22 protein-coding genes are annotated in these 25,278 nt (G+C 61.0%); 16 read left to right on the top strand and 6 right to left on the bottom strand.

The features are described 5' to 3' along the window. Positions 1–71 precede the first annotated feature (71 nt). Positions 72–1,064: an alpha/beta hydrolase family protein gene (locus tag BLQ55_RS16675; protein WP_092255224.1), complete on the top strand. Its 993-nt coding sequence runs from the start codon at positions 72–74 to the stop codon at positions 1,062–1,064. Positions 1,065–1,095: 31 nt separating this feature from the next. Here BLQ55_RS16675 and BLQ55_RS16670 read toward each other — a convergent pair whose 3' ends face one another. Genes BLQ55_RS16670 through BLQ55_RS16660 form a run of 3 tightly spaced genes read right to left on the bottom strand, consistent with a single transcriptional unit; the run spans position 1,096 to position 3,558 of the window. Then, positions 1,096–1,863, bottom strand: a complete 768-nt coding sequence (locus BLQ55_RS16670; protein WP_092202657.1) for a TerB family tellurite resistance protein — start codon at positions 1,861–1,863, stop codon at positions 1,096–1,098. Between the two features lies 1 nt (position 1,864). Next, a complete protein-coding gene (murU, locus tag BLQ55_RS16665) occupies positions 1,865–2,536 on the bottom strand; it encodes an N-acetylmuramate alpha-1-phosphate uridylyltransferase MurU (protein ID WP_092255221.1) in 672 nt (223 codons plus the stop codon). Beyond that, a complete protein-coding gene (locus BLQ55_RS16660) occupies positions 2,533–3,558 on the bottom strand; it encodes an aminoglycoside phosphotransferase family protein (RefSeq protein WP_092255218.1) in 1,026 nt (341 codons plus the stop codon). Before BLQ55_RS16660 ends, murU begins: the two co-directional genes overlap by 4 nt. A 130-nt stretch (positions 3,559–3,688) precedes the next feature. On the opposite strand from BLQ55_RS16660, the gene BLQ55_RS16655 reads away from it, so the two are divergent. The 11 genes from BLQ55_RS16655 (at position 3,689) to BLQ55_RS16605 (ending at position 17,781) form a co-directional block, all read left to right on the top strand. Further along, complete coding sequence (locus BLQ55_RS16655) at positions 3,689–6,490, top strand: LPS-assembly protein LptD (protein WP_092255215.1); 2,802 nt, start codon at positions 3,689–3,691, stop codon at positions 6,488–6,490. Beyond that, on the top strand, positions 6,471–7,787 hold the full coding sequence (gene surA, locus BLQ55_RS16650; RefSeq protein WP_139197104.1) for a peptidylprolyl isomerase SurA: 1,317 nt from the start codon (positions 6,471–6,473) through the stop codon (positions 7,785–7,787). The genes BLQ55_RS16655 and surA overlap by 20 nt, the downstream gene beginning before the upstream one ends. After that, positions 7,784–8,773: a 4-hydroxythreonine-4-phosphate dehydrogenase PdxA gene (gene pdxA / locus BLQ55_RS16645; RefSeq protein ID WP_092255212.1), complete on the top strand. Its 990-nt coding sequence runs from the start codon at positions 7,784–7,786 to the stop codon at positions 8,771–8,773. The genes surA and pdxA overlap by 4 nt, the downstream gene beginning before the upstream one ends. Then, positions 8,770–9,588: a 16S rRNA (adenine(1518)-N(6)/adenine(1519)-N(6))-dimethyltransferase RsmA gene (rsmA, locus tag BLQ55_RS16640; RefSeq protein WP_092202669.1), complete on the top strand. Its 819-nt coding sequence runs from the start codon at positions 8,770–8,772 to the stop codon at positions 9,586–9,588. Before pdxA ends, rsmA begins: the two co-directional genes overlap by 4 nt. 116 nt (positions 9,589–9,704) lie before the next feature. Next, positions 9,705–10,085, top strand: coding sequence for a Co2+/Mg2+ efflux protein ApaG (gene apaG, locus BLQ55_RS16635; protein WP_053125932.1), 381 nt, complete (start codon positions 9,705–9,707; stop codon positions 10,083–10,085). Then, positions 10,085–10,960 (top strand): symmetrical bis(5'-nucleosyl)-tetraphosphatase, encoded by an 876-nt coding sequence (locus tag BLQ55_RS16630; RefSeq protein ID WP_092255209.1) that lies wholly within the window; start codon positions 10,085–10,087, stop codon positions 10,958–10,960. The genes apaG and BLQ55_RS16630 overlap by 1 nt, the downstream gene beginning before the upstream one ends. Before the next feature lie 32 nt (positions 10,961–10,992). Further along, positions 10,993–11,322, top strand: a complete 330-nt coding sequence (gene glpE / locus BLQ55_RS16625) for a thiosulfate sulfurtransferase GlpE (RefSeq protein ID WP_092202673.1) — start codon at positions 10,993–10,995, stop codon at positions 11,320–11,322. 299 nt (positions 11,323–11,621) lie between these two features. Beyond that, on the top strand, positions 11,622–13,544 hold the full coding sequence (locus tag BLQ55_RS16620) for a PrkA family serine protein kinase (protein ID WP_053125937.1): 1,923 nt from the start codon (positions 11,622–11,624) through the stop codon (positions 13,542–13,544). A 113-nt stretch (positions 13,545–13,657) separates the two neighbouring features. Then, positions 13,658–14,929 (top strand): YeaH/YhbH family protein, encoded by a 1,272-nt coding sequence (locus BLQ55_RS16615; RefSeq protein ID WP_003206179.1) that lies wholly within the window; start codon positions 13,658–13,660, stop codon positions 14,927–14,929. Continuing rightward, complete coding sequence (locus BLQ55_RS16610) at positions 14,926–16,491, top strand: SpoVR family protein (protein ID WP_092255206.1); 1,566 nt, start codon at positions 14,926–14,928, stop codon at positions 16,489–16,491. The genes BLQ55_RS16615 and BLQ55_RS16610 overlap by 4 nt, the downstream gene beginning before the upstream one ends. Positions 16,492–16,554: 63 nt before the next feature. Continuing rightward, on the top strand, positions 16,555–17,781 hold the full coding sequence (locus tag BLQ55_RS16605; RefSeq protein WP_092255204.1) for a multifunctional CCA addition/repair protein: 1,227 nt from the start codon (positions 16,555–16,557) through the stop codon (positions 17,779–17,781). A gap of 153 nt (positions 17,782–17,934) precedes the next feature. On the opposite strand, the gene folK is transcribed toward BLQ55_RS16605, so the two are convergent. Continuing rightward, complete coding sequence (folK, locus tag BLQ55_RS16600; RefSeq protein ID WP_092202680.1) at positions 17,935–18,453, bottom strand: 2-amino-4-hydroxy-6-hydroxymethyldihydropteridine diphosphokinase; 519 nt, start codon at positions 18,451–18,453, stop codon at positions 17,935–17,937. After that, complete coding sequence (gene folB, locus BLQ55_RS16595) at positions 18,444–18,797, bottom strand: dihydroneopterin aldolase (protein WP_039590767.1); 354 nt, start codon at positions 18,795–18,797, stop codon at positions 18,444–18,446. Before folB ends, folK begins: the two co-directional genes overlap by 10 nt. Before the next feature lie 74 nt (positions 18,798–18,871). Here folB and plsY point away from each other — a divergent pair, with 74 nt between their 5' ends. Further along, positions 18,872–19,441: a glycerol-3-phosphate 1-O-acyltransferase PlsY gene (gene plsY, locus BLQ55_RS16590; RefSeq protein WP_060740351.1), complete on the top strand. Its 570-nt coding sequence runs from the start codon at positions 18,872–18,874 to the stop codon at positions 19,439–19,441. An 8-nt stretch (positions 19,442–19,449) separates the two neighbouring features. Here plsY and tsaD read toward each other — a convergent pair whose 3' ends face one another. Further along, the gene (tsaD, locus tag BLQ55_RS16585; protein WP_092255202.1) at positions 19,450–20,475 is read right to left on the bottom strand and encodes a tRNA (adenosine(37)-N6)-threonylcarbamoyltransferase complex transferase subunit TsaD; all 1,026 of its coding nucleotides are present in this window, start codon (positions 20,473–20,475) and stop codon (positions 19,450–19,452) included. A gap of 199 nt (positions 20,476–20,674) precedes the next feature. Here tsaD and rpsU point away from each other — a divergent pair, with 199 nt between their 5' ends. The 3 genes from rpsU to rpoD all read left to right on the top strand — a co-directional run bounded on the left by rpsU (position 20,675) and on the right by rpoD (position 25,242). Next, on the top strand, positions 20,675–20,890 hold the full coding sequence (gene rpsU / locus BLQ55_RS16580) for a 30S ribosomal protein S21 (protein ID WP_002551877.1): 216 nt from the start codon (positions 20,675–20,677) through the stop codon (positions 20,888–20,890). 478 nt (positions 20,891–21,368) lie between these two features. Continuing rightward, positions 21,369–23,327, top strand: coding sequence for a DNA primase (dnaG, locus tag BLQ55_RS16575; protein ID WP_092255200.1), 1,959 nt, complete (start codon positions 21,369–21,371; stop codon positions 23,325–23,327). 67 nt (positions 23,328–23,394) lie between these two features. Beyond that, positions 23,395–25,242, top strand: coding sequence for an RNA polymerase sigma factor RpoD (rpoD, locus tag BLQ55_RS16570; protein ID WP_060740348.1), 1,848 nt, complete (start codon positions 23,395–23,397; stop codon positions 25,240–25,242). Positions 25,243–25,278: the final 36 nt, after the last annotated feature.

The raw sequence follows: 25,278 nt of genomic DNA, 5'->3' as shown, positions 1-25,278 counted from the left end.
AGTCTCATGCACTGACAAATACTGACCAACCCATTAGGCTGCCGGAAATACTTCTGGTCATGGAATATCCGATGCCCTCTGTTTATCGCCTGGCGTTGCCAGCATTGTGCCTATCGCTGATCCTGCCAAGTGCCTTTTCTGTCCAGGCCAGCGAAACGGCCCCCGCCGCCGAGCAACCCGCCGGGGAAAAACCTGTCGAGCGCCAGCCTCTGCTCGAGCGTAGCCAGGAAGAAGCGGCCGCACTTGGACGAAAAGTCCCGCCCCAGGAACAGCAACAGTTGCAGACCGGCAGCGATACTTTCCTGGCACTGTGGAAACCGGCCAATACCAGTGACCCCAGAGGCGCGGTCATTATCATCCCCGGTGCCGGCGAAACCGCTGACTGGCCTCAAGTCGTCGGCCCATTACGCAAAAAGTTGCCCGATGTTGAATGGAGCAGCCTGAGTATCACCCTGCCGGACCTGCAAAGCGATGTCATTGCTCCTCGCGTGGAGGAAGCCGCGCCCGAGACCAAACCAGCCGACACCGCTGCCGCGGCACCGGACGCGACCACTTCGGCGCCGATCGAACAGGTCGCCAGCGGCGAAGCCGATGCGGTGGATCCGGTCGTTGCGCAAACCGATGAAGAACATGCCAAGGCCGACGCCGAGCGCATCTTCGCCCGCATCGATGCGGCGCTGGCCTACGCCGAACAGCAAAGCGCACGCCGTATCGTGCTACTGGGCCATGGCACCGGCGCCTACTGGGCCGCGCGTTACTTGAGTGAAAAGCAACCCTCGCAAGTCGAGCGCTTCGTGATGGTGGCTGCGCAGACGCCGGTCACTGCCAAGCCCGGCCTGGCCGAACTGACCCCGACCTTGAAACTGGCGACCGCCGATATTTTCTACATGGACAAACCGCTGGATCGCAACGCGGCGCTGGAGCGCCTGCAGGCGAGCAAACGCTTGAAAGGTTCGACCTTCAGCCAGGTATCCCTCAAGGCCCTGCCGAACCCGTCGGCGGAGCAGGAGCAGTTGTTCCGTCGGGTCCGGGGTTGGTTGAATCCGCAGAAGCCGGGGGAGTGAGGCTGACTGGCGGCCCCTTTTCCCCCGGAAGCTAGCGAAAATCCCGCCGCTCGCGAATCAATCGATAGGCGTTATGCAGCTCTCGGGTTTTGTCGGTGGCTTCACGCACCTGCAAGGGCGTCGCCCCGCTGCCGGCAATCTTGTCCGGGTGATGACGGCTGAGCAGTCGCCGGTAGGCACGCTTGATCTGCGACGGTTCGCTGGTGGCCGAAACCCCCAGCAAGCGCAAGGCCTCCTGATAGGTCACGCCGGCGTTGGGCCGCGACAGTTTCTGCGGTTCGTAATCAGCCGCCAGCGCCTGGACCTGTTGCGGCGTCCAGCCCAACCAGCGACCCCATTGGGCCACCAGCTCCCGCTCGGCGAGCCCGGCACGCCCATCGGCCCAGACCATCCGCCAACAGGCGCGCAATACCCCTTCAGCCGCATGGGGCTGGACGGCCAGGCGACGCATGTAACCGCGCAACCGATCGTTTCCGGACTTGCCCCGGTTGAACGCCGCGATCGCCCGGCGCTGTGCCGATTCACTCAAGTCCAACGCCCGCATCTCCTGGCGAGCCTGCTGGATGTGGCCGTCGACCACGCGCCCATCGCATTTGGCCAGGCGCCCGAGCAATACGAACAACAATTCATCGTTGCGCAACGCCGGGCGGCCGCCCAGGCGCTCGCGTACTTGCGCCCAGCCCTGCAGGTTCAGGCGCCGGTCCAGCGCCTGCCCCAACAACGCGCCAAGCATGGCCCCCGGAATGCTGGCGATGGCAAAGCCCGCCCCGGCTCCAATCAGAGTCCCTGGCCACCACATATCAACCGCTCGCTTCTATCAAGGTTTCGACCTGCGCCAAACGCTCATGGGTGCCGACATCGACCCAATGCCCTTTCAGGTGCTCGCCACTCACGCCCCCCTCGGCCATGGCCGTGCGCAACAGCGGTGCGAGCTTGAAGGCACCGTCTGTGCAACCGTCGAACAACCGCGGGTGCAGGACGGCGATGCCGCTATAGGTCAGGTTGTCGGCAGGCGTTCGCCCATCGTGAACCTTTCCGTCGGCCAGGATGAAATCGCCGTCCGGGTGATGCCCTGGATTATCGACAAGCACCAGGTGCGCCAGCCCTTTGAGCGGCCTGCGCAACGCGCTGAAATCGTAGTCGGTCCAGATATCGCCATTGACCACCACAAACGCGTCATCGCCCAGCAACGGCAAGGCCCGGAAAATCCCTCCCCCGGTCTCCAGCGGCTCGCCTTCGGGTGAAAACCGGATGCTCACGCCAAAACCCGAACCGTCCCCCAGGTGATCCTCGATCTGCTGGCCGAGCCAGGCGTGATTGATCACGATCTCGCTGAACCCGGCCTTGGCGAGCGCCCGCAAGTGGTATTCGATCAAGGGAACGCCCCCCACGCGAATCAGCGGCTTTGGCGTGGTGAGGGTCAGGGGGCGCATGCGCTCACCCTTGCCCGCCGCCAGGATCATCGCCTTCATGCCGTTGCTCCGGCCGACCGCCGCAGGCTGCCAAGCAGCTCATCGAGCGGTGCCAATTCAGGACGCCGGGCAATGACCGCTTCTATATAGGCAAAGAAACGCGGCACATCGCCGAGGTAACGTGGTTTGCCATCACGGTGGCAGATGCGCGCGAAGATCCCGATGACCTTGAGGTGACGCTGCACACCCATCAAGTCGCTGGCCCGCAGGAAATCCTCGAGGTCCGGCTGGACGGGAATGCCAAGGGCGCCAGCCTGCTGCCAGTAACGCTCCAGCCAACCGCGCACACGCGCCTCGGGCCAACTGAGGAAGGCATCCTTGAACAGGCAGGTCACGTCGTAGGTCACCGGGCCATAGACCGCATCCTGAAAGTCCAGCACACCGGGGTTCGGTACGCTGAGCATCAGGTTGCGCGGCATGTAGTCGCGGTGCACCAGCACTTTGGGCTGGGCCAGGGCGCTGTCGATCAACAGTTCGCTGGCCTGTTGCCAGAGTTGCTGCTGGGCCGGATCGAATTCGATGCCCAGCTCGCGCTTGACGTACCACTCGGGAAACAATTCCAGCTCCCGACGCAGCAACGCGACATCGTAGCTCGGCAACGGCGCGACCATCGGCAGTTGCTGGAAAGCCAACAAGGCTTGCAAGGCATCACCGAATAAATCGTCGGCATTTTCGCCGTCGATCACGTCCAGGTAGGTCTTTTTGCCCAGGTCATTGAGCAAAAGAAAGCCGCGCTCAAGGTCTTCGGCATAAATTTTCGGCACGTTGATGCCGGATTTCGCCAGTAAAAAAGCAATATCCACGAAGGGTTTGCAGTTTTCCTGGGGCGGTGGCGCGTCCATCACGATCAAACTGCGGCCCTCGCCTTCCCAGCGGAAATACCGCCGGAAACTCGCGTCACTGCTGGCGGCGGTCAACGTGGCCGGGGGTACGGTGCCCCAGCCCTGTTGAGTGAAAAGAATCGGCAGTTGTTCATCGAGCCAAACTTTCAGGTGTTGCAAGCGTACATCTTGGTCGGGCATTGCAAGGGTCTCCGACGGCGCTAGCCGTCAAGCGGGTCATGCTTTATTATCCAGCATCTTTTTCAGACCATCGAGAGGCGTGCGGCCCACACCGCGGGCAGATGGCACGCAGGAAGCCCGGACTAATAAGATGGCATTGAAATCCCCCGCGTTTCGTAAAAAATTTCCGTTGCTGGTCACCGGCAGTCTGCTGGCCCTGCAACCCCTGGCCTCTTCATTCGTCGTCGCGGCGCAGCAGTATGACTGCTCCGTCTCCGCTTCGGGTGCCTGGGACTGTGCACCCAAGACACCGGCCGCCGCGTTGCCGCCGCGGCCCGTGCATGAAGGCAGTGCGGTTTCCGACAGCGGCGCGGCGCCAGCCGACAGCAGTTCGGGCGAGGAAGCCGGCGAAAAGCCGATGCTCGTTACCGAAGCCAAGGGCCGCGGCCTGAAGTCGCGCAGTGCAGACTACAGCCACCTGGATTGGGTTCCACGAGAGAACCTCACCCCGGCGCAACTGGCTGAAACCGGTCCTTACTGCGCCGGCGCCTATATCGAGCCTTCTCGTCCCGGCATGAACGACAAGACGGCCAAGAGCGATGCCCCGACGTTCCTCGGCGCCAAGGCTTCCCGCTATGAGCAGGAACAGCAAGTGGCGACCCTGGCCGGCGACGTGGTCATGCGCCAGGGCAGCATGCAGGTCGAGGCCGACGAGGCCAGCCTGTACCAGGCCGAGAACCGTGGCGAGCTGAGCGGCAACGTGCGGGTTCGCGACAACGGTGCGCTGATCGTCGGCGACCACGCCGATGTACAGCTGGACACTGGCGAAGCCAAGGTCGACAACGCCGAATACGTGATGCACAAGTCGCGCATCCGCGGTAACGCGCTGTACGCCAAGCGCGCCGAGAACGCGATCATCCGCCTCAAGGATGGTACGTACACCACGTGCGAACCGGGCAGCAACGCCTGGACGCTCAAGGGCAACAACATCACCCTGAACCCGGCCACCGGCTTCGGCACCGCGACCAACGTGACGCTGCGGGTCAAGGACTTCCCGGTCCTGTACACGCCGTACATCTACTTCCCGATCGACGACCGTCGCCAGTCCGGCTTCCTGCCGCCGACCATCGGCAGTGGCAGCGATACCGGGTTCCTGCTGGTCACTCCGTACTACTTCAACCTGGCGCCGAACTACGACGCCACGTTGTACCCGCGCTACATGGGCAAGCGTGGCCTGTTGATGGAAGGCGAGTTCCGCTACCTGACCAAGTCCAGCGAAGGTCAGTTCGGCGCGGCGTACCTCAACGACGAAGAAGACGAACGCGCCAAGCAGACCGACTACAGCAAGACTCGCTACATGTACAACTGGCAGCACAAGGGCGGGCTCGATTCCCGCGTGCTGACGGAAGTCGACTACACCAAGATCAGCGACCCGTACTACTTCCAGGACTTGCAGACCGACCAGATCGGTGTCGAGTCCAGGGACTATGTGAACCAGCAGGGTGCGGTCAGCTATCGCGGCGACACGTATACGGCGCGCTTGAACGTCCAGGCCTATCAGATGGCCACGATCTCGAACATCACGCCTTATGACCGCTTGCCACAGATCACCTTCAACGGTGCGTTGCCGCAGCATCCGGGTGGCTTGGATTTCGCCTATAACACTGAGTTCGTGCGGTTCGATCGTGATTTGAGAACTGGCAATTACACGGACGAGAATGGCGATTCCAGCCAGGCATTCCTCGATACCAACGTACGCGGCCTGGCCCGTGCTACCGGCGACCGGATGAATCTGGCCCCTGTCATGAGCCTGCCAATGAGTACGAGCTATGGTTTTATCAAGCCGTCGCTCAAGTATCAGTACACTCAGTATGACCTCGACCTGGATAATCGTGGCAAGGCAGATATCGCCGCTCAAACTGCGGAAGGCGACCGTCTGAACGGTACCTATAGCCGCAACCAGAGCCGTGGCGTACCAATCGCAAGCATCGACAGCGGCCTGTACTTCGACCGCGATACCCAGTGGTTCGGCAAGAATTATCGCCAGACGCTGGAGCCACGCCTGTACTACCTCTACGTACCGGAGAAAGACCAGAGCGACATTCCTGTCTTCGATACCAGCGAAAGCACCTTCAACTATTCCTCGCTGTTCCGGGACAACCGCTTCAGCGGCTCCGACCGTGTCGGCGACGAAAACAAGTTGTCCCTGGGCGTGACCAACCGCTGGATTCAGGAAGACGGCTTCGAGCGCCAGCGCATCAGCGTCGGCCAGGCCTTCTACTTCAAGGACCGCGAAGTCCAACTGCCGGGTATCGACTACAAGACGCGTGAAGATGCGCACTCCAGCGTCTCTCCTTACGCCCTGGAATACGAATACCGCTGGAACCGCGACTGGCGTACCACGGCCGACTACAACTGGGACCCGGACACCCACAGCCCGCGCTCGGGCAGTGCGATGTTCCACTACCAGCCGGAAGACAACCCGAACAAGGTCATCAACGCCGGTTATCGCTATCGCAACGACCTGGTCCGTTACGACCAGAACACGGGTACGTGGCAAGTGGGCGGCGGCGACTACGGCACTCCGGGCACCCCTGGCTACGTGAAGGACTACTACAAGATCAAGCAGCACGACTTCTCGGTCATCTGGCCGATCGTGCCGCAGTGGAACGCCATCAGCCGCTGGCAGTATGACTACAACCGCAACCGTACCCTGGAAGCCTTCGGTGGTTTCGAATACGACAACTGCTGCTGGAAACTGCGCCTGATCAACCGTTACTGGGTCGACTATGAAGAGTTCAGTCAAGCCGCCCCTGAAAACGAAAAAGGCGACCACGGCGTCTTCCTACAAATTGTTCTGAAGGGACTCGGCGGCCTCACCGGCGCCAAGGTAGAGAGTTTCCTCGACAAAGGCATCCAAGGTTATCGTGAACGTGAAGAACAAGCTTTCTGATTGTCTGCGCCCGCTGATGCTGGGCGCGCTGTTCCTGGGTACCGCGGCCAACGCCGCGGTACAGTCCATCGACAAGGTCGTGGCCATCGTTGACAACGACGTGGTCATGCAGAGCCAACTGGACCAGCGCGTCCATGAAGTGCAGCAAACCATCGCCAAGCGCGGTGGAGGCCTGCCGCCACCAGGCGTACTGGACCAGCAAGTGCTCGAACGCCTGATCGTCGAAAACCTGCAACTGCAGATCGGCGAACGTTCCGGCATTCGCATCACCGATGAAGAGCTGAACCAGGCCGTTGGCACCATTGCCCAGCGCAACAACATGAGCATCGACCAGTTCCGCGCCGCCCTGGCTCGTGACGGCCTCTCCTACGAGGACGCCCGCGATCAGATCCGTCGCGAAATGGTCATCAGCCGTGTGCGCCAGCGCCGTGTCGCCGAACGTATCCAGGTGTCGGAGCAGGAAGTGAAGAATTTCCTCGCCTCCGACCTGGGCAAGATGCAGCTTTCCGAAGAGCTGCACCTGGCGAACATCCTGATTCCTACCCCGGAAAGCGCCAACTCCGAAGCCATCCAGAGCGCTTATCGCCAGGCAATGGATGTCTACCAGCAGCTCAAGCAAGGCGCTGATTTCAGCCAGATGGCCATCGCCAAGTCGGGCAGCGACAACGCCCTGGAAGGCGGCGACATGGGCTGGCGCAAGCCCGCTCAACTGCCGCCTCCGTTCGACCGTGAACTGAGTGCCATGGCCGTGGGCGACATCACCCAGCCAGCACGCACCCCAGGCGGCTTCATTATCCTGAAAGTGCTGGAAAAGCGCGGTGGCGGAACCCAGGTCCGTGACGAAGTGCATGTTCGCCACATCCTGATCAAGCCAAGCGAGATTCGCAGCGAAGCCGAGACCAAGCGCCTGGCGGAAAAACTCTACGACCGCATCGAAGCGGGCGAAGACTTCGCCGAACTGGCGAAGAGTTTCTCCGAAGACCCGGGGTCGGCCCTCAACGGCGGCGATCTGAACTGGGTTGACCCGAATGCACTGGTTCCCGAGTTCCGCCAGGTCATGGCCAGTACCCCGCAAGGCCAACTGTCCAAGCCGTTCAAGAGCCCCTATGGCTGGCACGTACTGGAAGTCCTTGGCCGTCGCGCCACCGACAGCACCACCCAGGCGCGCGAACAGCAGGCAATGACCGTACTGCGCAATCGCAAATATGACGAAGAGCTGCAAACCTGGCTGCGTCAGATTCGCGACGAAGCCTACGTTGAAATCAAACTTCCTGGTGCAGACCAGGCAGCGCAGTGAAACCCAAGCGTTTCGCGCTGACACCCGGCGAACCAGCCGGCATCGGTCCCGACCTGTGCCTGCTGCTCGCCTCGCACCCCCAGCCGTATCCTCTGATTGCCATCACCAGTCGCGACCTGCTCCTTGAACGGGCCGCGCAACTGGGGGTGGTCGTCGACCTGTTGCCGGTGACGCCGCAGGCCTGGCCGGATGCCCCGGCACCCGCCAACAGCCTGTATGTCTGGGATACGCCCTTGGGCGCCCCGGTCGTCACCGGGCAACTGGACAAGGCCAACGCCGCGTTCGTCCTGCAAACCCTGACCCGCGCCGGCCAAGGCTGCCTGGACGGGGCGTTCGCCGGCATGATCACCGCTCCGGTGCACAAGGGCGTGATCAATGAATCCGGGATTGCCTTTTCCGGACATACCGAATTCCTGGCGGACCTGACCCATACCACGCAAGTGGTGATGATGCTCGCCACCCGCGGCCTGCGTGTGGCGCTGGTGACCACTCACCTGCCCTTGCGGGACATCGCCGACGCCATCACCCCGGAACGCCTGGAGCGGGTCACGCGCATCCTGCACGCCGACCTCCAGGAAAAATTCGGCATCGCCCGGCCACGCATCCTGGTCTGCGGGCTCAATCCCCATGCCGGCGAAGGCGGGCACCTGGGCCGTGAAGAAATCGACATCATCGAACCCACTTTGGAGCGCTTGCGCAGCGAGGGCATGGACCTGCGTGGCCCGCTGCCTGCCGACACTCTGTTTACCCCCAAATATCTGGAGCACTGCGATGCGGTGCTGGCGATGTACCACGACCAGGGCCTGCCCGTGCTGAAGTACAAAGGCTTCGGCGCGGCAGTCAACGTGACGTTGGGCCTGCCGATCATCCGTACCTCCGTGGACCATGGCACCGCCCTGGACCTGGCCGGCAGCGGCAAGATCGATACCGGCAGCCTGCAAGTCGCCCTGGAAACCGCCTACCAGATGGCCGAGACCCATTTATGACCGAGCAATACCAACACCGCGCGCGCAAGCGCTTCGGCCAGAACTTCCTGCATGACGCCGGCGTGATCGATCGTATCCTGCGCTCCATCCGGGCCAAGCCCGATGACCGCCTGCTGGAAATCGGGCCGGGCCAGGGCGCCCTGACCGAGGGCCTGCTCGACAGCGGCGCGCAACTGGACGTGGTGGAACTGGACAAGGACCTGGTCCCGATCCTCAACCAGCAGTTCGCCGGCAAGAGCAATTTCAACCTGCACCAGGGCGACGCGCTGAAGTTCGACTTCAATAGCCTGAATGCCGCGCCGAACAGCCTGCGGGTGGTGGGAAACCTGCCGTACAACATCTCCACACCGCTGATCTTCCATCTGCTGAGCAACGCCAGCCTGATCCGCGACATGCACTTCATGCTGCAGAAGGAAGTGGTCGAGCGCCTCGCCGCCGGCCCTGGCGGTGGCGATTGGGGTCGCCTGTCGATCATGGTCCAGTACCATTGCCGGGTCGAACACCTGTTCAACGTCGGCCCAGGGGCATTCAACCCGCCGCCGAAAGTCGATTCGGCCATTGTCCGCCTGGTACCTCATGCCGTCCTGCCGCACCCGGCCAAGGATCATCGCTTGCTGGAGCGGGTGGTGCGCGAAGCGTTCAACCAACGCCGCAAAACCTTGCGCAACACCTTGAAACTGTTGCTCAGCAGCGCTGAAATCGAAGCCGCCGGCGTCGACGGCAGCCTGCGCCCCGAGCAACTGGACCTGGCGGCGTTCGTACGCCTGGCCGACAAGCTCAGCGAACAGGTCGCCCCGCAAGCCGACGCCAACTGAACGGGTGACAAGCGCTATCGGGCAGTACGCCAGTCTGGTCTACTACCCGATACTTGGCCTAGACTGATCTCCTGAGTCGCGCCCGCGTCCCGCTTCGTTTTTAAGGCCTTATTTGCATGTCTGATCCTCGTTACCAGGTCGACGTCAGCGTCACCACCCGTTTTCTGGCAGAACAGTCGCAACCCGAGCATGACCGCTTCGCCTTCGCCTACAGCATTACCGTGCGCAACAACGGCTCCTTGCCGGCCAGGCTGCTGTCGCGGCACTGGGTCATCACCGATGGCGACGGCCATGTCGAAGAAGTGCGCGGTGAAGGCGTTGTCGGCCAGCAGCCGTTGATCGACGCCGGTAAAAGCCACAGCTACAGCAGCGGGACCGTGATGACCACCAAGGTCGGCACCATGCAGGGTACCTACCAGATGCTGGCCGAGGACGGCACGCGCTTCGACGCTGTCATCAAGCCCTTTCGCCTGGCCGTGCCCGGAGCGCTGCACTAATGGCCACGTATGCGGTCGGCGACCTGCAAGGCTGCCTCGATCCGCTCAAATGCCTATTGGAACGCGTCGCCTTCGATCCCCGGGAAGACACGCTGTGGCTGGTGGGTGACCTGGTCAACCGTGGCCCGCAATCCCTTGAGACGTTGCGTTTTCTCTACGGCATCCGCCAGTCGCTGGTGTGCGTGCTCGGCAACCACGACCTGCACCTGTTGGCCGCCTGGCAGAACATCGAGCGCCTGAAAAAATCCGACACCTTGAGGGAAATCCTCGACGCTCCCGATTGCGTTGAACTGCTGGAGTGGCTGCGCCAGCAAAAGCTCATGCACTACGACGAGCCACGCAACCTGGCGCTGGTCCATGCCGGCATCCCGCCCCAGTGGTCCCTGCGCAAGGCGCTCAAGTGCGCCGGCGAGGTGGAACAGGCCCTGCGCGATGACAATCTGTTCGCGCCCTACCTGGATGGCATGTACGGCAACGAGCCGGTCAAGTGGGACAACGACCTCACCGGCAGCGCTCGCCTTCGCGTCATCACCAATTATTTCACGCGCATGCGCTTCTGCACCCGCGACGGCAAGCTCGACCTCAAGGGCAAGGAAGGCATCGAGACCGCCCCCCCCGGCTACGCCCCCTGGTTCAAGCACAGCGAGCGCAAGACCCGTCACCTGAAAATCATTTTCGGGCACTGGGCGGCACTGGGAGGTCAATGCGACGAACCCGGCGTCTTCGCCCTTGATACCGGCTGCGTGTGGGGCAGCGCCATGACGCTGATGAACGTCGACACGGGCGAGCAACTGCGTTGCGATTGCGACGAACAGGGCCACGCCAGAATCCATCACCCGACCGCTGCACCATTGCCGGCCGGCACCGCCGTTTGACCGGCGTTGCGCTCAAGCTACAGGAGTCCCTCATGACCGAATTCAAACGCATCCCCCCCGAACAAGCCCATGCCCTGCGCGAGCAAGGCGCGGTCGTCGTCGACGTTCGCGACCCAGCCACGTTTGCGGCTCTGCACATCAGTGGCGCCAAGCACCTGGATAACCATTCCATCGCCGACTTCATCCGTGCCGCCGACCTCGATGCGCCGACCGTCGTGGTCTGCTATCACGGCAACTCCAGCCAGAGCGCAGCCGCCTATCTGATCAGCCAGGGCTTCACCGACGTCTACAGCCTGGACGGTGGTTTTGAGTTGTGGCGCGTGACGTATCCTGCAGAAACAGCGCAAGGCGCCGCCGAATAATTTTTTATCCCGGCCAAGCCCGCGTGAACCATGGGCTTGAGCGATGGCAGACGAACGGTCTGCCACAACTAATTACGTATTCCACCTTTACCTCCGCGATTCCGAACTATCCTTAGCCTCAGGCCATCCAAAACAGGGGAGAGCCGGTACACCGGCGCGCGGGTCATCGGGAGTCAGCTTTCAGGAGCCTGCATTCTTGAAAGCATTCTGGGGGGTAAACGGCAACTGGGTTCCCAGCGGCTGTCCAGCATCGACTGATTGATCCGACACCGGCTCCACGTATCGAGCGAGGTGACGTCATGAGCATTTTTAGCCACTTCCAGCAACGTTTCGAGTCCACGCGGCAAGAGGAATACTCGCTGCAGGAATACCTCGAACTCTGCAAGCAGGACCGCAGTGCCTATGTGTCGGCTGCGGAGCGTCTGTTGCTGGCCATCGGAGAACCGGAGCTGCTGGATACCTCGACCAACTCGAGGCTCTCGCGCATCTTCTCCAACAAGGTGATTCGCCGCTATCCGGCCTTTGCGGACTTCCACGGGATGGAAGAATGCATCGAACAGATCGTGTCCTATTTCCGCCATGCCGCCCAAGGCCTGGAAGAGAAGAAACAAATCCTTTATCTGCTCGGCCCCGTGGGTGGCGGTAAATCGTCCCTGGCCGAAAAACTCAAGCAACTGATTGAGAAAGTGCCCTTCTATGCCATCAAGGGCTCGCCGGTGTTCGAATCGCCCCTGGGGCTGTTCAATGCCACAGAGGACGGCGCGATCCTCGAGGAAGACTTCGGTATTCCACGCCGCTACCTCAATACCATCATGTCGCCATGGGCGACCAAGCGCCTGGCCGAGTTCGGCGGTGATATCAGCCAGTTCCGGGTGGTCAAGCTCTACCCCTCGATCCTCAACCAGATCGCGGTAGCCAAGACCGAGCCGGGGGACGAAAACAACCAGGACATCTCGGCCCTGGTGGGCAAGGTCGATATCCGCAAGCTGGAAGAATTCCCACAGAACGACGCCGACGCCTACAGTTACTCGGGCGCGCTGTGCCGGGCCAACCAGGGCCTGATGGAGTTCGTCGAAATGTTCAAGGCACCTATCAAGGTGCTGCACCCGCTGCTGACCGCCACCCAGGAAGGCAACTACAACAGCACCGAGGGCCTGGGGGCCATTCCGTTCACCGGCATCCTGCTGGCGCACTCCAACGAGTCGGAATGGCATACCTTCCGCAACAACAAGAACAACGAAGCCTTCATCGACCGGATCTATATCGTCAAGGTGCCGTACTGCCTGCGAGTGACCGACGAGGTGAAGATCTACGACAAGCTGCTGTTCAACAGCTCGCTGTCCAAGGCTCATTGCGCCCCCGACACCCTGAAGATGCTGGCCCAGTTCACGGTGCTGTCGCGTCTCAAGGAGCCGGAAAACTCCAATATCTATTCGAAGATGCGTGTGTACGACGGTGAGAACCTCAAGGACACCGATCCGAAGGCCAAGTCGATCCAGGAATACCGCGACAACGCCGGCGTCGATGAAGGGATGAACGGGCTGTCCACACGCTTCGCGTTCAAGATCCTGTCCAAGGTCTTCAACTTCGACCCCCACGAAATTGCCGCCAACCCGGTTCACCTGCTGTATGTGCTGGAACAGCAGATCGAACAGGAACAGTTCCAGGCCGAAACCCGCGAGCGCTACCTGCGCTTCCTCAAGGAATACCTGGCCCCGCGCTACATCGAGTTCATCGGCAAGGAAATCCAGACGGCGTACCTGGAGTCCTACAGCGAATACGGCCAGAACATCTTCGACCGCTACGTGCTGTACGCAGACTTCTGGATCCAGGACCAGGAATACCGCGACCCGGAAACCGGCGAAATACTCAATCGCGTGGCCCTCAACGAGGAACTGGAAAAAATCGAGAAACCGGCGGGCATCAGCAATCCGAAGGATTTCCGCAACGAAATCGTCAACTTCGTACTGCGCGCCCGGGCCAACAACAACGGCAAGAACCCAACCTGGCTCAGCTATGAAAAGCTGCGGGTGGTCATCGAGAAGAAAATGTTCTCCAACACCGAAGACCTGCTGCCCGTCATCAGCTTCAACGCCAAGGCCAGCAAGGAGGACCAGCAAAAACACAACGATTTTGTCACACGCATGGTCGAACGTGGCTACACCGACAAACAGGTACGACTGCTTTCCGAGTGGTACCTGCGGGTCCGGAAATCGCAGTAAGCAGCGGCAAGCTTCTAGCTACAAACTGCAAGGGAGTGGCGTCGAGCCCAGGGCTCGGCGCCACGCCCCTTACGGCTTGAGGCTTACGACTTGAAGCTCCCCTGGAGGGGCCTATGAGCTATGTGATCGACCGACGCCTTAATGGCAAGAACAAGAGCACGGTGAACCGCCAGCGGTTTCTGCGGCGTTACCGTGACCACATCAAGAAGGCCGTCGAAGAGGCGGTCAGCCGGCGTTCCATTACCGATATGGAACACGGCGAACAGATCAGCATCCCCGGCCGCGACATCGACGAGCCGGTGCTTCACCATGGTCGCGGCGGAAAACAGACCGTCGTACACCCTGGTAACAAGGAATTCACCAGTGGCGAGCACATCCCCCGGCCCCAGGGCGGCGGTGGCGGCAAGGGCCCTGGCAAGGCCGGCAATTCCGGCGAAGGCATGGATGAGTTTGTCTTCCAGATCACCCAGGAAGAGTTCCTGGAGTTCATGTTCGAGGACCTGGAGCTGCCGAACCTGGTCAAGCGCAACCTGACCGGTACCGACACCTTCAAGACCGTGCGTGCCGGTATCAGCAATGAAGGCAACCCATCACGCATCAACATCATCCGCACCCTTCGTTCGGCCCATGCCCGACGCATCGCGCTGTCGGGCAGCAGCCGGGCCAAACTGCGCGAAGCCAAGGAAGAACTGGCTCGTCTTAAACGTGAAGAACCCGACAATTTCGGCGACATTCAGGACCTGGAAGCGGAAATCGAGAAACTCAGCGCACGCATCCACCGCGTTCCGTTCCTCGATACGTTCGACCTCAAGTACAACCTGCTGGTGAAACAGCCAAACCCCAGCTCCAAGGCGGTGATGTTTTGCCTGATGGACGTTTCCGGCTCCATGACCCAGGCCACCAAGGACATCGCCAAGCGTTTCTTCATCCTGTTGTACCTGTTCCTGAAGCGGAACTACGACAAGATCGATGTAGTGTTCATCCGCCACCACACCAGCGCCCGGGAAGTGGACGAGGAGGAATTCTTCTACTCCAGGGAAACCGGCGGCACCATTGTCTCCAGCGCCCTGAAGCTGATGCAGGAAATCATGGCCGAACGCTACCCCGCCAACGAATGGAACATCTATGCGGCCCAGGCGTCGGACGGTGACAACTGGAACGACGATTCACCGATCTGCCGTGACATCCTGATCAACCAGATCATGCCGTTCGTCCAGTACTACACCTATGTGGAAATTACTCCACGGGAACATCAGGCGTTGTGGTACGAATACGAACGGATTGCCGAAGCATTTTCCGACACATTCGCCCAACAGCAACTGGTCTCGGCCGGGGATATCTACCCGGTCTTCCGTGAACTCTTCCAGCGCAGGTTAGTGACATGACCGCCAAAAAAGAGCAGAAACGCCAGCCCATTTCCACCGGCTCCGAATGGACATTCGAGCTGATCAAGGCCTACGACCGCGAAATCAGCCGTATCGCGGACCGTTATGCCCTCGACACCTACCCGAACCAGATCGAGGTGATCACCGCCGAGCAAATGATGGACGCCTACGCGTCGGTCGGCATGCCGCTGGGCTATCACCACTGGTCCTACGGCAAGCACTTCCTCAGCACCGAGAAATCCTACAGCCGCGGCCAGATGGGGCTGGCCTATGAGATCGTGATCAATTCCGACCCCTGCATCGCCTACCTGATGGAGGAAAACACCATCTGCATGCAGGCCCTGGTGGTGGCGCATGCCTGCTACGGGCACAACAGCTTCTTCAAGGGCAACTACCTGTTCCGCACATGGACCGATGCCAGTTCGATCATCGATTACCTGGTGTTCGCCAAGCAGTACATCATGCAATGCGAGGAGCGCCACGGTATCGACGCGGTGGAGGACCTGCTGGACTCCTGCCATGCCCTGATGAACTACGGCGTGGACCGCTACAAACGACCGTATCCGATTTCCGCCGAAGAAGAACGCCGGCGCCAGAAGGACCGCGAAGAACACCTGCAAAAGCAGATCAACGATCTTTGGCGCACCATTCCCAAGGGCGCGGACAAGTACAACGAAAAAGACAATGCCCGTTTCCCTGCCGAGCCCCAGGAGAACATTCTCTATTTCATTGAGAAACATGCGCCGCTGCTGGAACCATGGCAGCGGGAAATCGTGCGCATCGTGCGCAAGATCGCCCAGTACTTCTATCCACAGCGCCAAACCCAGGTAATGAACGAAGGCTGGGCCACGTTCTGGCACTACACGCTGATGAACGACCTGTACGACGAAGGCCTGGTCACCGACGGCTTCATGATGGAGTTCCTGACGTCACACACCAGCGTGGTGTTCCAACCTGGCTTCGACAGCCCGTACTACAGCGGCATCAATCCTTACGCACTGGGTTTCGCCATGTACCGCGACATTCGGCGCATGTGCGAAAACCCTACCGAGGAAGATCGTCGCTGGTTCCCGGAAATCGCCGGTTCAGACTGGTTGTCCGCCATTAAATTCGCCATGAGCAGCTTCAAGGACGAAAGCTTCATCCTGCAGTACCTTTCGCCCAAGGTGATCCGCGACCTGAAACTGTTCAGCATCCTGGATGACGACCAGAAGGATGACCTGGTGGTACCTGCCATTCACGATGAGAGCGGCTATCGCATCATCCGCGAAACCCTGGCGGCGCAGTACAACCTGGGTAATCGCGAGCCCAATGTGCAGATCTACAGCATCGACCGCCGCGGAGACCGTTCGCTGACCCTGCGGCACCAGGCGCACAACCGCAAACCACTGGGGGACTCCACCGATGAAGTGCTCAAGCACCTGCATCGCCTTTGGGGCTTCGACATCCACTTGGAAACCCTGCAAGGCGACCAAGTGATGAAAACCCACCATGTCCCTCCCAAAGGCGAACAAGCCGAAGGCGATTATGGCCGCCTGGACCTGGCCGTCATTCATCTTTGATCCCGTTTTCGCCTCCGGACGTCTGACGCAAAGGTTATCCTGTCGGACCAACGGAGGTTTTTTATGCAGATCTATAAAGTTGGCGGCGCCGTACGCGATCGCCTGCTGGGCATTCCCGTCACCGACGTCGATCGGGTCGTCGTGGGAGCCACCGCCGAGGAAATGCTCGCCAAGGGTTTTCGCCCCGTGGGGGCCGACTTTCCGGTATTCCTCGACCCGAAGACCGGCGAGGAATACGCCCTCGCCCGCACCGAGCGCAAGAGCGGCCGCGGCTATGGCGGCTTCGTGTTCCATGCCAGCCCTGAAGTCACCCTGGAAGAAGATCTGGTCCGCAGGGACTTGACCATCAACGCCATGGCTGAAGATGAACATGGCAACCTGACCGATCCGTACCACGGCCAGCGCGATCTGGAAGCCCGGGTGCTGCGTCACGTTTCCCCCGCTTTCGCCGAAGATCCGCTCAGAGTTCTGCGGGTTGCCCGCTTTGCCGCCCGTTATGCGCCGCTGGGTTTCAAGGTGGCGGGCGAAACCCTTGAACTGATGCGCCAGCTCAGCGAGTCCGGCGAACTGGAGGCGTTGACGGCCGAGCGCAGTTGGAAAGAAATTTCCCGCGCGCTGATGGAAAAGCAACCACAGGTATTTATTCAGGTCTTACGCGACTGCACAGCCCTCAAGATCTTGATGCCCGAAGTCGACGCGCTGTTCGGCGTGCCACAACCTGAAGCCCATCACCCGGAAATCGATACCGGTGTCCATACCCTGAGCGTGCTGGAACAGGCAGCACGGCATCAACAGCCGCTAACGGTCCGCTGGGCCTGCCTGCTCCATGACTTGGGTAAAGGCCTGACGCCCCAGCACGAATGGCCGCGACACATCGCTCATGAGCACACGGGCTTGAAGCTGATCAAAGCCGTCAGCGAGCGCTTCAAGGCGCCGCGCGACTGTCAGGAACTGGCGCTATTGGTGGGCCAATACCACACACATAGTCATCGCGCGCTTGAACTGAAGGCATCTACTCTGCTTGAGCTGCTAAAAAGTTTTGATGTGTACCGTCGGCCCCAGCGCTTCGAGGAATTCATCGCGGCCTGCGAGATGGACGCTCGGGGGCGCAAGGGGCTTGAGCAGCGAAGTTATCCACAGGCTGACTATCTGCGTGGCGCCGCAGCAGCGGCCCGCGCGGTGGCGGTGCAGCCTTTGCTGGAGAAAGGCTTCAAGGGGCCGGAGCTGGGTGAGGCGATCAAGCGTGAGCGGCTCAAGGCGTTGAAAGCCTATAAGGAAGCGGCGAGCTGACGGGCGTTTTCGGGTCAGTTCGCATTTCGGCTGGATGTAACGCCGTCATCGCGAGCAGGCTCGCTCCCACAGTGGATTTCGGTTGAACACAAGATAGGTGTCCACTGAAATTCTAATGTGGGAGCGAGCCTGCTCGCGATAGCGGCAGGCGCTTCAGCGCAGATTCGATGGCGTAAGCTGCTGGCCGCGCCACTCGAAAGCCACCGGCGCCAGCACCTGGTCGATCTGCGCTTCTTCCCACAACGTGGCAAAGCGCTTGCCCACGCCCGGGTGAATCCGATCCGGCGCGATCAACGACAAAGGCCACAGGACGAAGGCGTTCTTGAGGATTTCCGCACGCGGCAGGATCAGCCCATCGAAGTTGCCGACCTGTTCGCCATACAACAACACGTCGATATCCAGTGGCAGTCCCTTGCGGTCTGGCGCATAACGACCGTTGTCCGCCTCGATGAACTTGAGGCGACGATCCAACTCCATCAGCGGCAGGTCCGTGAAGGCCGAGACGACAAAATTGAAGAACGGCCCGCTCTTGATCCCCACTGGCTGGCTCTCGAACACGGCCGAACAGCGCATGTCCACGAGGAAGCCGGCCAAGGCCTCAAGACCGGCGCGCAAATGGGTTTCGCGCTCGATATTGCTGCCGAGCCCGAGAAAAACCTGAGTCAGCGACATCCGCGCTCGATCTCCACGCCAACGCCGCTGGCCGCCGGTACGGCGCCAGGCTTGGTCACTTTCAGACGCAGCCAGGTGATCTTGAACTCGTCCATCAGCTCCTGGGCCAGTCGCTCGGCGAAGGTCTCGACCAACTGGAACTGCGCCTGCTCGGCAAACGCCTGGATGCGCGACGACACGCTGGCATAGTCGAGCGCCAGGGTCAGGTCATCGCCCGCGGCCGCCGGGCGGTTGTCCCAGGCGAAACTCAGGTCAAGCCGCAGGCACTGTCGGATACCTCGCTCCCAGTCGTAGGCACCGATTACCGTGTCGACTTCCAGGCCCTCGATAAACACTCTGTCCAAGCACTCTTCTCCGCAGCACGACAAGGGCGCGATGCCCCGTTAGAATCAGGGCGTCCTCGCCCGGAATAGTTAGCATGTTTTGGTTACTGGCGATTCTCGCCTACCTGCTCGGCTCGCTGTCCTTCGCCATTTTGCTCAGCCGCCTGACCGGTCGCCCGGATCCGCGAATGAGTGGCTCAGGCAATGCCGGCGCCACCAACATGCTGCGCCTGGCCGGACGCAAGCTCGCCATCCTGACCCTGCTGGGCGACCTCTGCAAAGGCCTTGTCCCGGTATTGATCGCCAGCCTTGCAGGGCTCTCGTTGCAGCAACAGGCCTGGATCGGGGTCTGCGCCGTCATCGGCCACCTGTTCCCGCTGTACTTCCGCTTCCGTGGCGGCAAGGGCGTCGCCACCGCCGCCGGCATGCTGCTGGGCCTGTATCCGCCCGCCGCCCTGCTGGCTGTCTGTGCCTGGCTGCTGACGTTCTACCTGACCCGCACCAGCTCCCTGGCCGCGCTGATCGCCACACCGTTGACCCTGCCATTGCTGGCCTGGCAGGAGCCGGCGGCCTTGCTGCCAATGACCGTGCTGGTCGCACTGATCGTCTGGCGCCACCGGGGCAATCTACGCGACCTGTTCGCCGGGCGCGAACGGCATTTTTAAAGGCCGTTTCACAGGGGGGCCAACTGCTCCATGGGCCAGCGCGCCTGCACGCTGATTGCCAGGCTTTCCTGCTGGCCCGCCTGTAAACGCTGGCAGCCGGCAAAGGCAATCATCGCGCCGTTATCTGTGCAGAACTCCGGCCGGGCGTAGTAAACGTCGCCCTTCATGTCACCGAGCATTTTCTCCAGCGATGTGCGCAAGGCCTTGTTCGCACTCACGCCCCCGGCGATCACCAGGCGCTTGAGCCCGGCCTGCTTCAGGGCACGCTTGCACTTGATGGTCAAAGTCTCCACCACGGCCTGCTGGAACGCCAGCGAGATGTCGCAACGGGCTTGCTCACTGTCGTCCCCGGCGCTGACGCACTGCTGCCAGGTGTTCAGGGCGAAGGTCTTCAGCCCGCTGAAACTGAAATCCAGGCCGGGACGGTCGCACATCGGCCGCGGGAACACGAAGCGTCCATCGGCCCCTTGGCTTGCAAGCCGGGAAATTTCCGGCCCACCGGGATAATTGAGCCCCATCATTTTCGCCGTCTTGTCGAATGCTTCACCGGCGGCATCGTCGAGGGTTTCGCCAAGCAGCTCGTATTGGCCGATGCCGTCGACCCGGATGAGCTGTGTATGGCCGCCCGATACCAACAAAGCGACGAACGGGAATTGGGGCGGTTGCGACTCCAGCATCGGTGCCAATAAATGGCCTTCCATGTGATGCACACCCAGGGCCGGAATCCCCCAGGCAAAGGCCAGCGCCTGGGCACAGGAAGCGCCAACCAGCAACGCGCCCACCAGCCCCGGGCCGGCGGTGTAGGCGATGCCGTCGATCTCGGTCGGCATGCAGCCGGCTTCGGCCAGGACCTGGCGGATCAAGGGCAGCATGCGCTTGACGTGATCGCGGGAGGCAAGTTCAGGCACCACCCCGCCGTAGGCGCGGTGCAGGTCGATCTGGCTGAACAGCGCATCGGCCAGCAAGCCGCGCTCACTGTCGTAAAGTGCGACACCGGTTTCGTCGCAGGAGGTTTCTAATCCCAGTACTAGCATGGGTTTGCGCCTTGTAGAGGCTGAATTCGAAGGCGCGCATAATAGTCGCCGCGTTGTGCCCCGACCAGCGGTTTTCGATCAGAGGCTTTGCATTCCGAGCGTTGAGGGGTTAACATCCGCAACCCTTAAAAACCGACGTCTTCAAGTGCTCTTTTGCCGCGAGGATGTTGACCCCGGTAATGAATGAAGGTAGCTCTGGATGCCAGCCGTCAAAGTAAAAGAGAACGAACCCTTCGACGTAGCTCTGCGTCGTTTCAAGCGCTCCTGCGAAAAAGCCGGTGTTCTGGCTGAAGTTCGTAGCCGCGAATTCTACGAGAAGCCGACTTCTGAGCGTAAGCGCAAGGCAGCAGCCGCTGTTAAGCGTCACGCCAAGAAAGTTCAGCGCGAACAGCGCCGCGCCGTACGCCTGTACTAATACACAGACGTCCGTAGCAAGCTTCTGCCAAGCCCGGCCTTCAAGCCGGGCTTATGGCATTTGCGGAATAACGCTTGATGCTTCACCGTCAAAGCCGCAGACGCGACCAAGACAACCGCTTCACCGCGTCAGACCTGGCTCTTTTGCCAGCGGTGCACGTCTTTCCTGACGAGCCTTCCAAGGCTACCGACGAGCACACCCTGATTCCTCTAACGACGATCAGCCCAAGGCACCCGCCTGCGTGCCCGCTTCATGAGCTATCCGTGGCCTGACCGGCCGTTACCGGACTCAGCGCAACACATTCAAACAGTCGAATACTGATAGTTATTAACGTCAGTGGATTATCGGCAGATACACTTCCCGACAGCGATGATGCAGACGACCCGGTCGAGCCACCGATTCAGCGTGTCTCAAACCCAGACCCGGTTACGCCTGCCGATTTCGGGTCCATATTTCGCGCAGTGATGATGAGAACGCCATGGCCGGGCTGATTCCCCAGAGCTTTATTGACGACCTCCTGAACCGCACCGACATCGTCGACGTGGTCAGCTCTCGCCTGCAAATGAAGAAAGCAGGCAAGAACTACACGGCCTGCTGCCCGTTTCACAAAGAGAAAACGCCCTCTTTCAGCGTCAGTCCCGACAAGCAGTTCTACTACTGCTTCGGTTGCGGCGCGGGCGGCAATGCCCTCGGCTTCCTCATGGACCACGACAATCTGGACTTCCCCCAGGCCGTCGAAGAACTGGCCAAAGCCGCCGGCATGGAAATTCCCCGCGAGGAAAGCGGTCGACCGCACAAGCCGCGCCAACCGACCGACTCACCGCTCTACCCACTGCTGACAGCGGCGGCCGATTTCTATCGCCAGGCCCTCAAGAGCCATCCGGCGCGCAAGGCCGCGGTGGATTATCTCAAGGGCCGCGGCCTGACTGGCGAAATCGCCCGGGATTTCGGCCTCGGCTTCGCCCCGCCCGGCTGGGACAACCTGTACAAGCATCTAAGCACCGATACGCTGCAGCAGCGTGCCATGATCGACGCAGGCCTGCTGATCGAAAACGCCGAAACCGGCAAGCGCTACGACCGCTTTCGCGACAGGGTCATGTTTCCGATCCGCGACACGCGCGGGCGGATCATCGCCTTTGGTGGCCGGGTGCTGGGCGATGACAAGCCGAAGTACCTGAACTCCCCGGAAACCCCGGTGTTCCATAAGGGCCAGGAACTCTACGGCCTGTACGAAGCGCGCAAGAACAACCGCAACCTCGACGAAATCATCGTCGTCGAGGGCTACATGGACGTGATAGCCCTGGCCCAGCAAGGCCTTCGCAACGCCGTCGCGACCCTGGGCACAGCCACCAGCGAAGAGCACATGAAGCGCCTGTTTCGCGTCGTGCCCAATGTGCTGTTCTGCTTCGACGGCGACCAGGCCGGTCGCAACGCCGCCTGGCGCGCACTGGAGGCTACCTTGCCGTGCCTGCAGGACGGCCGGCGGGCACGCTTCCTGTTCCTGCCCGAGGGCGAGGACCCGGACACCCTGGTGCGCTCCGAAGGCACCGACGCGTTCCGCGCGCGGATCAACCAGCACGCACAACCGCTGGCCGACTATTTTTTCCAGCAGTTGACCGAAGAAGCCGATCCACGCTCCCTCGAAGGCAAGGCCCACATGGCCACCCTCGCGGCGCCGCTGATCGACAAGGTGCCCGGCGCCAATCTGCGCACACTCATGCGTCAGCGCCTGACCGAAATCACCGGGCTCAATAGCGAAGCGGTCAATCAACTGGTGCACAACGCCCCCCAGGAGGCGCCGCCGGCGTATGACCCGGGCATCGATTACGACGCGATGCCGGATTTCGCCGACTATCATCAACCCCAGCAGGATTACGCCCCCCAGCAGGAATGGACGCCGAAAAAACCCGGCAGCGGCGGCAAGAAATGGGACAAGAAACCCTGGGACAAGAACGGCAAGCGCGGCGATCGCGACCAGCCACGTGCCCCGCGCGTGCCGGCCGCCGTCGAACCCCCGACACTGGCCGCCTTGCGCACCTTGCTGCATCACCCGCAACTGGCGGAAAAAGTAGAGGACGCAGGGCACTTCGCCGCCGAGGACCACAGCAATACGCAATTGCTGGTCGCTCTCCTTGAAGCCGTGCAGAAGAACCCCAAGCTAAACTCTTTCCAGTTGATCGCACGGTGGCACGGTACCGAGCAGGGACGCCTCTTGAAGGCCTTGGCCGAGAAGGAATGGCTGATTGATGGAGACAACCTTGAACAACAGTTTTTCGACACCATTACTAGCTTGTCCGCCCGCCAACGCGAGCGAAATCTGGAACAACTTCTGCGAAAAGCTCGCCAGAGCGAGTTGACCAGCGAAGAGAAAAACCAATTGCGCGACTTACTCAGCCGCAATGTTTGCGCATCAAACCCGACCTCAACTGGCGCGTGAGGTCACAGCTCAGGTATAATCCTCGGCTTGTTTTTTGCCCGCCAAGACCTTCAGTGGATAGGGTGTTATGTCCGGAAAAGCGCAACAGCAGTCTCGTATCAAAGAGTTGATCCTATTGGGTCGTGAGCAGGGCTACCTGACTTACGCGGAGGTCAACGACCACCTGCCGGAGGATATTTCAGATCCGGAACAGGTGGAAGACATCATCCGCATGATCAATGACATGGGGATCAACGTATTCGAGGTTGCTCCAGATAAGGATGCCCTTATGCTGGCCGACGCCGATACCGACGAGGCGGCCGCTGAAGAAGCGGCCGCAGCGTTGGCAGCGGTCGAGACCGACATTGGTCGCACCACGGACCCCGTGCGCATGTACATGCGTGAAATGGGTACGGTAGAGCTCCTCACACGTGAAGGCGAAATCGAAATCGCCAAGCGTATTGAAGAAGGCATCCGTGAAGTGATGGGCGCAATTGCGCACTTCCCTGGCACGGTTGACCATATTCTCTCCGAGTACACCCGCGTCACCACCGAAGGTGGCCGCCTGTCCGACGTCCTGAGCGGCTATATCGACCCGGACGACGGCATTGCGCCGCCTGCCGCCGAAGTGCCGCCGCCGATCGATGCGAAAGCCGTCAAGGCCGACGACGACACCGATGACGACGACGCCGAAGCGAGCGACGACGAGGAAGAAGCCGAAAGCGGTCCGGATCCGGTCATCGCCGCACAGCGTTTCGGCGCCGTGGCCGACCAGATGGAAATCACCCGCAAGGCGCTGAAGAAGCACGGCCGCAACAATAAGCAGGCGATTGCCGAGCTGTTGGCGCTGGCCGAGTTGTTCATGCCGATCAAACTGGTGCCGAAGCAATTCGAAGGCCTGGTCGAGCGTGTTCGCAGTGCCCTGGATCGCTTGCGTCAGCAAGAGCGCGCGATCATGCAGCTTTGCGTGCGTGATGCCCGCATGCCACGCGCTGATTTCCTGCGCCAGTTCCCGGGCAACGAAGTCGACGAAAGCTGGACCGATGCACTGGCCAAGGGCAAGAGCAAATACGCTGAAGCCATTGCCCGCCTGCAGCCGGACATCATTCGTTGCCAGCAGAAGCTCAGTGCGCTGGAGGCCGAGACTGGCCTGAGCATCGCCGAGATCAAGGACATCAACCGTCGCATGTCGATCGGCGAGGCCAAGGCCCGTCGCGCGAAAAAAGAGATGGTCGAAGCGAACTTGCGTCTGGTGATCTCCATCGCCAAGAAGTACACCAACCGCGGCCTGCAGTTCCTCGACCTGATCCAGGAAGGCAACATCGGCCTGATGAAGGCGGTGGACAAGTTCGAATATCGTCGCGGCTACAAGTTCTCGACTTATGCCACCTGGTGGATCCGTCAGGCGATCACTCGCTCGATCGCCGACCAGGCCCGCACCATCCGTATCCCGGTGCACATGATCGAGACGATCAACAAGCTCAACCGCATTTCCCGGCAGATGCTGCAGGAAATGGGTCGCGAACCGACGCCGGAAGAGCTGGGCGAACGCATGGAAATGCCTGAGGACAAGATCCGCAAGGTATTGAAGATCGCCAAAGAGCCGATCTCCATGGAAACCCCGATCGGCGATGACGAAGACTCCCATCTGGGGGACTTCATCGAAGACTCCACCATGCAGTCTCCGATCGATGTCGCCACTGTCGAGAGTCTCAAGGAGGCGACTCGCGAAGTACTCTCCGGCCTCACTGCCCGTGAAGCCAAGGTACTGCGCATGCGCTTCGGCATCGACATGAATACCGACCACACCCTTGAGGAAGTCGGCAAGCAGTTCGATGTAACCCGTGAGCGGATTCGCCAGATCGAAGCCAAGGCGTTGCGCAAACTGCGCCACCCGACGCGAAGCGAGCATCTGCGCTCCTTCCTCGACGAGTGACCTTCAAAACCCCCGGCCCTGCCGGGGGTTTTGTCA

Origin of the sequence: Pseudomonas sp. NFACC13-1, assembly GCF_900104425.1 — a bacterium.
In the GTDB taxonomy this organism is placed as follows: Bacteria; Pseudomonadota; Gammaproteobacteria; order Pseudomonadales; family Pseudomonadaceae; genus Aquipseudomonas; species Aquipseudomonas fluorescens_AA.
Note: the sequence above shows the minus strand (reverse complement) of the source record. Positions and strands in the feature narration are given on the sequence as shown.